Source organism: Lentzea albida (assembly GCF_900111005.1).
GTDB lineage: Bacteria > Actinomycetota > Actinomycetes > Mycobacteriales > Pseudonocardiaceae > Lentzea > Lentzea albida.
The window spans coordinates 1-12,453 of the sequence record NZ_FOFV01000016.1 but is presented as its reverse complement, the minus strand read 5'-3'; the positions used below and the strand labels follow the sequence as shown (position 1 = coordinate 12,453).

Sequence of the window (12,453 nt, the reverse complement as noted above, 5' to 3'; positions counted from 1 at the left end):
GTAACCAGGATTGGAAGGACACGATGACCCGCCACGACCTGTCCGTGAAGTCCCTGCGTTCAAGCCTTGCCACGCGCCGCGCGGCTCGGGTGAAGCGTCAGAGCCTGGAGCGGCAGTTGGCCAGCTACACCACGGAGAGCGACCGACTCGAGCTGGACGCCATCCTCTCCCGCCACAGCGCGGAGGAGACCGGCGAGATCCGTTCGATCATCAACCGCCAGGCGATGGACCGCTTGATGCGCACCGCCTGACGAACATCCTGAGGCCACCCCGGCAATGCCGCCGAGGGTGGCCTTCTGCGTTTCTAGAACAACCTCTTGAGCGTCAGGACGTTGTCCTTGCGCATCTCCTGCTGCCCCTCCGGCCCCGTCAGCGGCCGTTCCACCACCTCGTCGGTGACGATGATCCAGTTGTCCTTGAGCTGGAGGTGGTCGAGCACGTCCTTGGTCGTCGGGAAGTAGTAGTCCTGGTGCTCGGACCACGACGGCGCCCCGGCGTGCCCGCCGATGACCAGGTGCCCACCGGGAGCCACGGCCTGCGAGGCCCTCTTGAGGATGCTGTTGCGCTCCCCGTCCTCCTCGACCGGCGAGTGCAGGAACTGCGCGCTCACCAGGTCGTACAACCCGTCGGGGAACGTCACCTTGAGGTCGTGCCGCTCCACGGAGATCTCGACGCCGGCGTCGTGCGCGTGCTTGAGCGCCCGATCCAGCGCCACCTGCGACACGTCGACCCCCAGCACCCGCCACCCGCGCTTCGCGAGCCACACGGCGTCCCCGCCCTCCGCGCACCCGACGTCGAGCGCGCTGCCGGGCGCGAGCCGTTCGACCTCCCGCACCAGCAACGGATTCGGGTTGCCGGACCACACCTGGTCCCGCTCCGAGTAGAAGGTCTCCCAGAACTCCTGCGCAGTCGTCATGACTTCAAGGTGCCTCTTCTCGTGCCGGATCGGCAAACTACGTTGCCGAACCAGCAACACCAGGACCGGGCAGCAGGTCGACGTCCCCCGCGCGCATCGACTCCCCGCAGTGGTCGCACCGCAGTTCGACGTCCGAGATCTCCCCGCAGGCGTGGTGCCGGTAGAGCACCGGCGGCCCCGCCTCCCCCGCGAGCCACCGGTCGCCCCAGCCCTTCATCACCATGAGCAGGTCGATCAACTCGGTGCCCTTCGCGGTGAGCACGTACTCGTACCGCGGCCGCTGGTCGTACGGCCTCTTGTCCAGAACCCCCTGCTCCACCAGGTGGTTCAGCCGCTCGGTGAGCACCTTGCGCGAGATCCCGAGATCGGCCTGGAGCTGCTCGAACCGGTTCATCCCGACCCACACGTCCCGCAGGATCAGCGGCGTCCACGGCTCCCCGACGACGTCGAGCGTGCGCGCGATCGAACACGCCATCCCACTGAAACTGGTCCGCTGCATGGCTCGAGCCTACCAACTCGGGGTTCCCTAAAGGAACTTCAACCTGCTACGGTCACGAAGTCTCTTCAAGGAACCCCAACGAGGAGTGAGCGATGAGCAAGGTGATCAGCGCCCACGCGGTGTCGGTCGACGGCTACATCACCGGCCGCGACGCCCGCCCAGGTCACGGCCTCGGTGACGGCGGCACGCTGTTCGACTGGTACTTCGACGGCACCGTCCCCAGCACCGTCTTCGACGGCTTCAAGTTGAGCGAGGCCAGCGCACCGCTCTTCGACGCCCTCGCCGCACGGGTGGGCGCTCTGGTCGCCGGCCGCAAGACCTACGAGGACTCCGAACGCTTCGGTGGCGGCAGCCCGGTCCCGAACACCCGCGTCGTGGTCCTCAGCCACACCCCGGTGCCGTCGCTGAGCGACCAGCAGACCCCGGCCACCACCGTCGAATCCGCCATCACCGCGGCCCGCGACCTGGCCGACGGCCGCGACGTGGGCCTGATGGGCGGCGGAGTCCTGGCGTCGGCACTCGAGGCCGGGCTCGTCGACGAGATCGTGCTGCACCAGGTGCCCGTGCTGCTCGGCGCAGGCCGCCCGTTCTTCCAGGAACTACCGCAGCACGTGCGGCTCCAGTTGGTCGAAGCCGTCCCCGCCCCTGGCGTCACGCACCTGCGTTACGAGGTGCAGCGATGAACGCGGAACTGCGCGAGGTGCTCGACGGCACCCCGATCGCCCACCTGGCCACGCTCCTGCCCGACGGCGCACCGCACTCGGTGCCGCTGTGGATCGGCACGCACGGCGACCACATCAAGTACATCGGGGCGCCTTACGGCCGCGACGAGGAACGGGTCGTCGCCCTCATCGCAGTCGCCTGAGCACCCCGGCTCCGTCGCCGAAACCGAAGTAGCCCTCGGCGGTCACCGCACTCGCCAGAAATGACGAGCGCTCAGCCCAGCAACGGGATGTCCAGCCGCCCGTAGTGGAACTCGCGCACCGCGATCACGAGCTCGTCCACCGTCAAAGCGCCATCACCGTCGAGGTCGATCCGGTCGAAGGCGGCATCCGAGTCGGCGTCGCTCAACCCCACCGCCGACCCGAGCCAGCGGCGCAGCTCCACCCGGCTCACCAGCCCGTCGCGGTCGGTGTCGCACAGGTCGGCGATCGCCGCGATGGCCGGCCGCAGCAACGAGTCGAATCCCTCGTCACCGCGGCCGAACATCAACTCCTGGTTGGCCGCCAGGTACTGCTCCTGGTTCATCACACCGCCGGGCCCCACCCCGGCGGCCTCAGCCTGACGCCAGTGGAGATCGATCAACGCCTCCATGACGGCACGACCGCGGCCGCTGTTCAGGCTCTCACCGAACGCCGCGACGATCCGCCGCGCCTCGGCCTCGTAGTCGCTGCGGTCGATCACACCGTCGTTGTCGGCGTCCCACTTCTGGAAGCGGCGGACGTCGTTCTCATGGCTCAAAGCAGAGGTCACGACTGTCGACGTTAGGCAACATGGCTCAACGTCGGCAGTCGCACGAACAGCTGAACCTACTTCTTGCCCTTCGGCTCCTCCGTGGACAGCGCGGCGACGAAGGCCTCCTGCGGCACCTCGACCCGGCCGACCATCTTCATGCGCTTCTTGCCTTCCTTCTGCTTCTCGAGCAGCTTGCGCTTGCGGGTGATGTCACCGCCGTAGCACTTCGCGAGCACGTCCTTGCGGATCGCGCGGATCGTCTCGCGGGCGATCACGCGCGAGCCGATCGCGGCCTGGATCGGCACCTCGAACTGCTGCCTCGGGATGAGCTCGCGCAGCTTCGTGGCCATGCGCGTGCCGTAGCCGTACGCGTGGTCCTTGTGCACGATCGCCGAGAACGCGTCCACGGCCTCGCCCTGCAGCAGGATGTCGACCTTGACGAGCTCCGCGTCCTGCTCGCCCGACTCTTCGTAGTCGAGGGAGGCGTAACCGCGGGTGCGCGACTTCAGCGAGTCGAAGAAGTCGAAGATGATCTCGCCGAGCGGCATCGTGTAGCGCAGCTCGACTCGGTCCTCGGACAGGTAGTCCATGCCGCCGAGCTGGCCGCGCTTGGCCTGGCAGAGCTCCATGATCGCGCCGATGTAGTCCGACGGCGCGATGATCGTGCACTTGGTGACGGGCTCGTACACCTCGGCGCGCTTGCCCTCGGGCCAGTCGGACGGGTTCGTCACGACGTGCTCGGTGCCGTCCTCCATCACCACGCGGTACACGACGTTCGGAGCCGTGGAGATCAGGTCCAGGCCGTACTCGCGCTCGAGGCGGTCGCGCGTGATCTCGAGGTGCAGCAGGCCGAGGAAGCCGCAGCGGAAACCGAAGCCCAGCGCGGCCGAGGTCTCCGGCTCGAACGTCAGCGCGGCGTCGTTGAGCTGCAGCTTCTCCAGCGCCTCGCGGAGCTCCGGGTAGTCGGAGCCGTCGACCGGGTACAGGCCCGAGTAGACCATCGGCCGCGGCTCGCGGTAGCCGGCGAGCGGGGTGGTGGCGCCCTTCTTCTCGGACGTCACCGTGTCGCCGACCTTCGACTGGCGCACGTCCTTCACGCCGGTGATCAGGTAACCGACCTCGCCGACGCCGAGACCGCGCGACGGCTTCGGCTCGGGCGAGACGATGCCGACCTCGAGGATCTCGTGCGTGGCACCCGTCGACATCATCTTGATGCGCTCGCGCGGCGTGATCTTGCCGTCCACCACGCGGATGTACGTGACGACGCCGCGGTACGTGTCGTAGACCGAGTCGAAGATCATCGCGCGGGCCGGGGCGTCGGCCTCGCCGACGGGCGGCGGGACGAGCTTCACGACCTCGTCGAGCAGCGCCTCGACGCCCAGACCGGTCTTCGCGGAGACCCGCAGCACGTCATCCGGCTCGCAGCCGACGATGTGCGCGATCTCCTTCGCGTACTTGTCGGGGTCGGCGGCCGGCAGGTCGATCTTGTTCAGCACCGGGATGATGGTGAGGTCGTTCTCCATCGCCAGGTACAGGTTCGCGAGCGTCTGCGCCTCGATGCCCTGCGCGGCGTCGACCAGCAGGATCGCGCCCTCACAGGCCTCCAGCGCGCGCGAGACCTCGTAGGTGAAGTCGACGTGGCCGGGTGTGTCGATCATGTGCAGGACGTGGTCCTGCCCGTTGACCTGCCACGGGAGGCGCACGTTCTGCGCCTTGATGGTGATGCCGCGCTCACGTTCGATGTCCATGCGGTCGAGGTACTGAGCGCGCATCGCCCGCGCTTCGACCACGCCGGTGAGCTGCAGCATGCGGTCGGCCAGCGTCGACTTGCCGTGGTCGATGTGCGCGATGATGCAGAAGTTCCGGATGAGCTCCGGAGGCGTGAAGGTCGTGTCGGCGAACGTGGTCAAGGCAGTCCTCAACAGGAAATCGGACGGGTGTCCCCTTATGGTCCCATAGTGGCCGGCGTGCTCTGCACCACTAGGGTGCGTTCGTGCTGATGAACGGTGAGGACCCCCGCCCGGCCAAGGGCGCGGTACGCGAAATCTTCGACGCGGCGAGGGCCGCGAAGCTCGACTACTCCCCCACCATGGACGGCGACGCCGACCCCGGCGAGGTCGTCTGGGCCTGGGTTCCCTTTGAAGAGGACGCCAACCGCGGCAAGGACCGCCCGCTGCTCGTCGTGGGCCACGCCGACGGCGACCTGGTCGCGCTGATGCTCTCCTCGAAGGAGCCGCGCGACGACTTCCTCGAACTGGGCGCGGGCGCCTGGGACCGCGAGGGCAGGCCCTCGTACCTGCGCCTCGACCGCGTCTTCGCCCTCGCCTCGGACGACGACATCCGCCGCGAGGGCGCCGTGCTCGCCCCCGCCGCGTTCGGTGAGGTCGTCGACGCCCTACGCGAACGTCACGGCTGGCGCTGAACGAACGCACGCCACGCGGGTGCGCTGAACCTCAGCGTGCCCGCGCCGGCGTTCTTGGAATCACGCACCAGGACGTCGCGAGCGATCGACACCTCGACGCACTCGCCGCCCTCGGTCGCTCCGCTGTAGCTGCTCTTACGCCAGACGCGGTCCCCGGCCATCGAATTCCTCTCGCGGTGGGCTGACGTACTCCGCCAGCTTCGTCCGCGATTGTCCCGCATCCAACGCGACTCGCTCCAGGTGATCGAAGAGCAGCCTGGTCCGCGCGATGGCTCCCGGGTCCTGCACGAACACGTTCACGAGGTCCGCCTCGCAGTAGACGACCGATGCCGCCTTCTCGTACGACCACAGGACGCAGCCCGACGAGGGCACCACGACGTCCGCGGGCACGATCCGGATGTCCAACCCGCTGAAGAGCAGCTTGGCGTACTGGTCCTCCATGACCTGGTCGTCTCCGACCTTCTGCCGGAGCGCGAGCTCGTGCACGAAGAACACGCAGGTCGGCCGGTCGTGCCGCCGCAGGATCGCCTGCCGCTCGATCCGGAACCGCACGAGGTTCGGGATCCGCTCCTCCGCGACGAACCCGCCCAGCCGGTACAGGGCGTCCGCGTACTCCGGTGTCTGCGTCAGGCCCGGTATGCCCCGCGCGGAGTAGCTGGTGAGCGTCACCGCCGTCGACTCGGCGAAAGCGACCGTGCGCAGTTCTTCGTTCACCTGCACCACGTACTCGTCGAAGGCGTGCCTGTAGCGCCTGCGGAAGTCCTCGAAGAAGTCGATGTCCTTGCCGCACGCCGTCAGGAACTGCACCAGGTCGATCTCGCTGGCGCGCGCCTTGCCCTTCTCTATGTTGGTCACCTTGCTCGGGTGCCAGCCCAGCCGCAGGGCCATGTGGGCACCGCCCAGGTCGGTGCAGGACTCCCGGAGCCGGCGCAGCTCGTCTCCCAAAGCCCTGCTGCACGCCGTCGATGTGATCACACTCATAGGGCCGACGCTAGGGATTGCAGTCGGTCCAATGAAGGGGCTCATTCGGGTGAAAACAAAGGCCCCTACGCAAGCCGTGTGATGTCCACGGTGACCTCGAGGGCGGTAGCCGCCCCACCCGAATAGATCCCCTTCAACGGCGCCACGTCCGCGTAGTCGCGGCCGAGCGCGACCCAGATGTGCCGGGGCCCGACCGGAATCGCGTTCGTGGGGTCGTACCCCCACCACCCGCCGGTCCACGCCTCGATCCACGCGTGCGACTCGCCGCGCACGGTCTCCCGCAACGGCCCGTTCTCCTTGGTGTGGAGGTAGCCGGAGACGTACCGCGACGGGATTCCCATGCCGCGCAACGACACCAGCGTCAGGTGCGCGAAGTCCTGGCAGACGCCCTTGCGTTCGTGCCACGCGTCGACCGCGGAGCTGTGCACGCCCGTCGACCCCGGCTGGTACGTCAGCTGCTCCCACACCCACTGCGAGGCGGCCAGCACGGCCTCGGACGGCGTCCTGCCCTTCTTGAGTTCGCGGGCCTTCGCCAGCAGTTCGCGATCGCGCGGCGTGTAGAGCGTGGGTTCCAGGAACTCCGTGTAGCGATCGACTAGGTCGTCTTCCTTCAGGTCCGCCCACGTTCCGGTCGTCACCGGCTCGATCTCCGCGCTCGTCTCCACCACGGACGACGCGACTACCTGCAGTTCCTTGTGCGGCGCGTGGAGGTCGAACGACGTGACCTCCGTGCCCCAGTAGTCGGTGTACCGGTACGCACGGGTCGCAGGCGTCGTCTCGACGCGTGACACGACCACGTTCTGCTTGCGGTCACCACGTGGTGTCAGCCGTGCCTCGTTGTACGACTGCACGACCGGTGCCTCGTAGACGTAACCCGTCGTGTGCACGACACGCACTCGCCAGCTCATGGTCAGCCCACCTCGGTGTTCGTCCAGGCGACCCACTGCGCCGTGTGGAAGTACTGGAGCGACACCGCTTCACCGACGTCACGCACCGTTTGTTGCAGTGCGGCAAGGCGTTTCGGCAGGTCCGGAAGCAAGTCGTGCGGCCGCAGGAACTCCAGCTCGCTGCGCGCCTGGCCGAGCAACCGCAACGCCTCCGCGCGCGCACCGACGCGCACGGACGGTTGGTTCTCCAGCTGTTCCAGGCACGACTCGGCCTGCCTCAGCGCGTGGAACACCGACCGCGGGAACAGCCTGTCCAACAACAGGAACTGCACCACTCTCGACGCGTCCAACGCACCGCGGTACGTCCTTAAGTACGTGTCGTGCGCACCGGCGGAACGGAGAACCGTGACCCAGCCGGGAGACGACGCCTTGTCACCGACGTGCGCGAGCAGCAGCCGCACGATCATGTCGACGCGCTCGACCGACCGTCCCAGCACGAGGTAGCGCCACCCGTCGTCTCGCGACATCGTGGAGTCCGCGAGGCCCGCGAACATCGCCGCCCGTTCCTCGACGAAGCTGAAGAACGCGTGCGGACCCATCGTGCGCGCGTAGGTCTGCCGTTCCGCGACGGCGTTCCACATCGCGTTGAGGCACTCCCACATCTCGGTCGACACGACCTCGCGCGCACCACGGGTGTTCTCGCGCGCGCTGTTGACCGACGACACGATGGAGCTGGGGTTGTCCTTGTTGTACGCCACCAGTTCCGTCAGCGACCACACGTCGAACTGGTCGGCCCCGTCCGGGGGCTTGATCCCCAGGACCGTCAGCAACCGCCGGGACGCGGCGTCCGGGTCGACGGTCGCGTCCTCCAGCAACTGGTGGACCGAGACGTCCAGGATGCGCGAGGTGTCGTCGGCCCGTTCGACGTAGCGGCCGATCCAGTACAGCGACTCCGCGTTGCGTGCGAGCACTTCGCCTCCCTACTGCTGCTGTTGTTGCTGTTGCTGGGAAGTGGTCAGCTCGGGCCCCTGCTCGGCCGCGGTCGACTCCATGTCGGACGGTCCGGCGAGCCCGGGCTCGGCCAGTTCCCGTTCCTGCGTGGACGACTTCGCCGCGAGCACCCACGTGTCCTTCGACCCGCCGCCCTGCGAGGAGTTGACGACGAGGCTGCCCTCCGGCAACGCGACGCGCGTCAGCCCGCCGGGCAGCACGAAGATGAAGTTGCCGTCGTTGACCGCGAACGGCCGCAGGTCCACGTGCCGCGGCACCAGCTTGTCGCCGACCTTGGTGGGCACCGTGCTGAGCTGCACGACGGGCTGCGCGATCCACCCGCGCGGGTTGGTCTTGATCCGCTTGCGCAACGAGTTGAGCTGCTTCGTGGTCGCGTCCGGCCCGAACACGATCCCGTAGCCGCCGGACCCCTCGACGGGCTTCACGACGAGCTCGTCGATCCTGTCGAACACGTGCGCCCGCTCGTCCGGCAGCCAGCACCGGAACGTGTCCACGTTGGGCAGCAACAGCTTCTCGCCGAGGTAGTACTGCACGATCTCCGGCAGGTAGGTGTAGACGAGCTTGTCGTCCGCCACCCCGTTGCCGATGGCGTTGGCCACCACGACGTTGCCGGCCCGCGCCGCGTTCACCAGCCCGGCGATGCCCAGCACCGAGTCGGGCCGGAAGTGCACCGGGTCGAGGTAGTCGTCGTCGATGCGCCGGTAGATGACGTCGACCTGCCGCTCGCCCTCGGTGGTCCGCAGGTACACGAAGTTGTCGCGGCAGAACAGGTCCCGCCCCTCCACCAACTCCACACCCATCTGCCTCGCCAGCAACGAGTGCTCGAAGTAGGCGGAGTTCCCCAGCCCGGGCGTGAGCACGACGACGTTCGGATCGGCCGCGTTGGGCGCGGCAGCATTCCTCAACGCCCTGAGCAGATGCACCGCGTAGTCACCCACCGCGCGCACGCGATGCCGTGCGAACAGATCGGGGAACACGCGCGCCATCGTCCGCCGGTTCTCCATGACGTACGAGACGCCGGAAGGACACCGGAGATTGTCCTCGAGCACCCGGAACGTCCCCTGCTCGTCCCGCACGAGGTCCACACCCGACACGTGGATGCGCACACCGTTGGGCGGACTGATGCCGGCCGCCTCGCGGTGGAAATGTTCGCACGACGTAATGAGACGCCTCGGCAACACTCCATCCCGAACGATCTGGGCGTCGCCGTAGATGTCCGCGAGGAACATCTCCAACGCCCGAACCCGTTGCACGATCCCCTTTTCGAGCTTCGACCACTCGCTCGCGGTGATGATGCGCGGGATCAGGTCCAGCGGGAACGGCCGCTCCTGCCCGCTCAGCGAGAACGTGATCCCCTGGTCCACGAAGGCGCGACCGAGCGCCTCACTGCGCGCGTTAAGGTCGTTGACCTGCGACGGAGCCACCGAGTCGTACAGCGCGCGATACGCCGAGCGCACCCCGCTGTCCGTGGAGAACATCTCGTCGTAGGCGCCGGCATGCGGCCGTGCGGGATTCAGATAGCCGTTGAACAGCTCACCGAGCCTCGGCGCGGTGACCGTGCGGCTGCGGCGCAGTCCTGAGGTGCGGGCTCGGTGTTCCATGGTCCACATCTTCACCCCACCTGCGGCGATTGCGCACTAGTCCGACCGGACAAGAAACTTCCCGGAAACGAAACCCGTCCCTTTCCCGACCTTGGAGGCGTGACCTCAGCCGAGCCGCCTGGCATGGAACTCGAACGCACCATCCAGCTCAGGGCTCCGATCATCGGCATCGCGGTGGTCGACCCTCCTGATCCACGGCTCGTGGTCAGCTTCGACGAGCCGGAGCGTCCTCCCGAGCTCGTGAACCCGCGCACCGGTGGCCACTCCCCGAGCCTCAGGACCAGGGTGCGGGAGCAGCGGCCGACCCGAACGGTGCAGATCGAGGACCTGACGATCTGGGCGGAGGACGTCACCATCACGGTGCTCGAGGAAGACCACGTGCTCGCGACGTTGAAAGGGCACCGGACGCCGGTCACGGCGCTCGCGGTGCTCCCGGCCGTGGGAGGTCCGCTGCTGGTCTCCGGCAGCGAGGACGGGTCGGTCCGGATCTGGGATCCGCGCACCGGCCGCCAGGTGGGCCAGAGCAGCGCGACTCGCGTCACGACGCTGGCCACGTTCACCGGAGTCGACGGCAGGACCCGCGTCGTGTCCGGCGGGAAGACCGGCAGGCTGCGCATCTGGGATCCCCGCCTACCCGCGCCGCCGCGCACCGGCGTGGTGTCGACGCGCGGGTTCAGCGACCGCGTGGCACGCCTGGACCTGCTCGGCCGCGGTGCGCTGGTGCGCGCGCTGCGGGACATGCTCGATCCGCGCGAGGACGACCCGCCGACCGTCATCACCGTCGAAGGGGCGTGGGGTTCGGGCAAGAGCACGTTGCTGGAGCTCGTGAAGGAGCAGTTGGCCGTGCCGCCCGCGGAGGCTCCGCGCGGCCGGCGGCTCACGGTGTTCGCCGCCGACCGCGGGCTGTGGAGGCAAGGGGCGCGCAAGCCCAGGCCGACGGAGGTGGTGCCGACGACGAAGCCGTTGGTGGTGTCGTTCAACCCTTGGCGTCACCAGTCGAGCGAGCAGGTGTGGGCCGGGCTCGCGAAGACCGTCACCGAGGCGGTGGAGGCGGCGATCATGCCGGACCGGAACATGCGGGAGCGGTACTGGTTCACCCGCAACGCCGAGCGCGTCGACCGCAGGCACCTGCAGCGCCAACTGTGGAAGCGAATCGTCTCACCGCTGCTGTCGTTGGCGGGGCTGGGCTTCGGGCTCACAGTGCTGAACGCCCTGGCCAACCTGAAGCTGGGATGGGCGTGGTGGGTGACCGTCGGTCTCGCCGCGGCCGGGGTGCTGCACACGGGGTGGAGGTACTTGTTCGCCAGGGCGTCCGCGTTCCTGCCGGGGGAGCTGTTCGCCCGGCCCGTCCTGAGCAACGCGTTCTCCGGCACCACAACGGATCCGTTGATCCGGGACCCCTACTACAACGCACGGGCCGGGTACCTCTACCTCGTCCAGCACGACGTCCAGGTGTTGCTGGAGGACCTGAGGGCACACGGGCACCAGCTGGTTCTGCTGATCGACGACCTCGACCGCTGCACACCCCGCACGACGGCGCAGGTGTTCGAGGCGGTCAACGTGTTCCTGTCCGACGACTTCCCCGCGACGAGGTTCGTGCTGGGGCTCAACACGACAGTGGTCGCATCGCACGTGGACCACGCCTACAAGGAACTCGCCGACGCCGACATCGTGACGCACCCCGACGATCCGAGTCCGGGGTGGACGTTCCTGCGCAAGCTCGTGCAGCTCCCGGTGCGGATGCCCCGCACCACGGTGGACAACGTCGACGACGTCCTGTTGGCTCAGCTCGGCTCAGTGCACGAGGACCGGCCGTTGCCGTCCGAGCCGGAGCCCGTGTCGAACGGCTCCGACGCGGCCGGCCCGTCCGAGCCCCTGCCGCCGAACGAGCAGGAGATCATCGCCATCGAACGGCACGCGGAGGTGCGGAAGGTCCTACGGCACCGGCTGCGGGCCCAGCCGGAACAGTCGGTGCGCGAGGAGAAGCGACTGCTCAACGTCTGGCAGTTCTACCTGCGTGTTCTGGGAACGGTCGACGTGGACGAAGCGGCTCACCTGGTGGTCATCGCCGAGATCGCGACGAGGTGGCCCGCCTACCTGCATCGGCTCCGCGGTGGTTGGAAGGGCCTGGCCGACTCGGCGCGCGATGACGTCGGCTGGGGAACGCAGATCGCCAAGCTCGGGTTCGGTTATGGCGACCGCGGTGCCGCAGCCAACCTGCGGAAGCTGCTGCTGGACTGCGACGCCTCGGCGGTGGCGAGGCTCGCCGACAGGCTGTTCTGAGCACGAAAAAAGCCCTGCGGGGAGCGCTTGTGGCGTTCGACCCGCAGGGCAAATTAAGTTCGGCGGCGACCTACTCTCCCACACCGTAACCAGTGCAGTACCATCGGCGCAGAAGGGCTTAACTACCGGGTTCGGAATGGGACCGGGTGTTTCCCCAACGCTATAACCACCGAAACACTATGAAATTACAACCTAGAACCCCGATCCTGCGGGTTCGATCGGTTCTGGTTGTTCTTCCAGAACCGCACAGTGGATGCGTAGCGTCTTTGTAACAAGTCCTCGGCCTATTAGTACCAGTCAGCTCCAACCGTTACCGGTCTTCCACCTCTGGCCTATCAACCCAGTGGTCTAGCTGGGGGCCTTAACCCACAAAGGGTGGGATACCTCATCTTGGAACG

14 protein-coding genes and 2 rRNA genes are annotated in these 12,453 nt (G+C 67.8%); 5 read left to right on the top strand and 11 right to left on the bottom strand.

What is annotated here, in order from left to right:
- The first annotated feature begins 23 nt into the window (after nt 1-23).
- The gene (locus BMY74_RS32235) at nt 24-251 is read left to right on the top strand and encodes a hypothetical protein (protein WP_089922291.1); all 228 of its coding nucleotides are present in this window, start codon (nt 24-26) and stop codon (nt 249-251) included.
- 53 nt (nt 252-304) lie between these two features.
- On the opposite strand, the gene BMY74_RS32230 is transcribed toward BMY74_RS32235, so the two are convergent.
- Nucleotides 305-916, bottom strand: a complete 612-nt coding sequence (locus tag BMY74_RS32230) for a class I SAM-dependent methyltransferase (protein WP_089922290.1) — start codon at nt 914-916, stop codon at nt 305-307.
- A 37-nt stretch (nt 917-953) separates the two neighbouring features.
- Nucleotides 954-1,415: a winged helix-turn-helix transcriptional regulator gene (locus BMY74_RS32225; RefSeq protein WP_089922289.1), complete on the bottom strand. Its 462-nt coding sequence runs from the start codon at nt 1,413-1,415 to the stop codon at nt 954-956.
- Nucleotides 1,416-1,507: 92 nt separating this feature from the next.
- Between BMY74_RS32225 and BMY74_RS32220 the strand changes: the two genes are divergently transcribed.
- Both BMY74_RS32220 and BMY74_RS32215 read left to right on the top strand, forming a co-directional pair.
- The gene (locus BMY74_RS32220; protein WP_089922288.1) at nt 1,508-2,098 is read left to right on the top strand and encodes a dihydrofolate reductase family protein; all 591 of its coding nucleotides are present in this window, start codon (nt 1,508-1,510) and stop codon (nt 2,096-2,098) included.
- Complete coding sequence (locus BMY74_RS32215; RefSeq protein ID WP_089922287.1) at nt 2,095-2,280, top strand: pyridoxamine 5'-phosphate oxidase family protein; 186 nt, start codon at nt 2,095-2,097, stop codon at nt 2,278-2,280. Before BMY74_RS32220 ends, BMY74_RS32215 begins: the two co-directional genes overlap by 4 nt.
- A gap of 71 nt (nt 2,281-2,351) precedes the next feature.
- On the opposite strand, the gene BMY74_RS32210 is transcribed toward BMY74_RS32215, so the two are convergent.
- Nucleotides 2,352-2,888: an EF-hand domain-containing protein gene (locus tag BMY74_RS32210; RefSeq protein ID WP_089922286.1), complete on the bottom strand. Its 537-nt coding sequence runs from the start codon at nt 2,886-2,888 to the stop codon at nt 2,352-2,354.
- A gap of 56 nt (nt 2,889-2,944) precedes the next feature.
- Nucleotides 2,945-4,780, bottom strand: coding sequence for a translation elongation factor 4 (gene lepA / locus BMY74_RS32205; protein ID WP_089922285.1), 1,836 nt, complete (start codon nt 4,778-4,780; stop codon nt 2,945-2,947).
- Nucleotides 4,781-4,869: 89 nt separating this feature from the next.
- Here lepA and BMY74_RS32200 point away from each other — a divergent pair, with 89 nt between their 5' ends.
- Nucleotides 4,870-5,292 (top strand): type II toxin-antitoxin system PemK/MazF family toxin, encoded by a 423-nt coding sequence (locus BMY74_RS32200; RefSeq protein WP_177230045.1) that lies wholly within the window; start codon nt 4,870-4,872, stop codon nt 5,290-5,292.
- Here BMY74_RS32200 and BMY74_RS32195 read toward each other — a convergent pair.
- The 5 genes from BMY74_RS32195 to BMY74_RS32175 form a co-directional block, all read right to left on the bottom strand.
- A complete protein-coding gene (locus tag BMY74_RS32195; protein ID WP_089922283.1) occupies nt 5,277-5,453 on the bottom strand; it encodes a DUF397 domain-containing protein in 177 nt (58 codons plus the stop codon). The genes BMY74_RS32200 and BMY74_RS32195 overlap by 16 nt on opposite strands.
- Nucleotides 5,428-6,273 (bottom strand): helix-turn-helix domain-containing protein, encoded by an 846-nt coding sequence (locus BMY74_RS32190; protein WP_143091779.1) that lies wholly within the window; start codon nt 6,271-6,273, stop codon nt 5,428-5,430. Before BMY74_RS32190 ends, BMY74_RS32195 begins: the two co-directional genes overlap by 26 nt.
- Before the next feature lie 65 nt (nt 6,274-6,338).
- Nucleotides 6,339-7,181, bottom strand: a complete 843-nt coding sequence (locus BMY74_RS32185; RefSeq protein WP_089922281.1) for a transglutaminase family protein — start codon at nt 7,179-7,181, stop codon at nt 6,339-6,341.
- 2 nt (nt 7,182-7,183) lie between these two features.
- On the bottom strand, nt 7,184-8,131 hold the full coding sequence (locus BMY74_RS32180; protein WP_089922280.1) for an alpha-E domain-containing protein: 948 nt from the start codon (nt 8,129-8,131) through the stop codon (nt 7,184-7,186).
- Nucleotides 8,132-8,140: 9 nt separating this feature from the next.
- On the bottom strand, nt 8,141-9,772 hold the full coding sequence (locus BMY74_RS32175; RefSeq protein WP_245786476.1) for a circularly permuted type 2 ATP-grasp protein: 1,632 nt from the start codon (nt 9,770-9,772) through the stop codon (nt 8,141-8,143).
- Between the two features lie 99 nt (nt 9,773-9,871).
- On the opposite strand from BMY74_RS32175, the gene BMY74_RS32170 reads away from it, so the two are divergent.
- Nucleotides 9,872-12,055, top strand: a complete 2,184-nt coding sequence (locus BMY74_RS32170) for a P-loop NTPase fold protein (RefSeq protein ID WP_143091778.1) — start codon at nt 9,872-9,874, stop codon at nt 12,053-12,055.
- A gap of 57 nt (nt 12,056-12,112) precedes the next feature.
- Here the strand turns inward: BMY74_RS32170 and rrf are convergent.
- Both rrf and BMY74_RS32160 read right to left on the bottom strand, forming a co-directional pair.
- A 5S ribosomal RNA gene (gene rrf / locus BMY74_RS32165) occupies nt 12,113-12,229 on the bottom strand.
- Nucleotides 12,230-12,322: 93 nt separating this feature from the next.
- Nucleotides 12,323-12,453, bottom strand: a 23S ribosomal RNA gene (locus BMY74_RS32160); the annotation flags it as partial.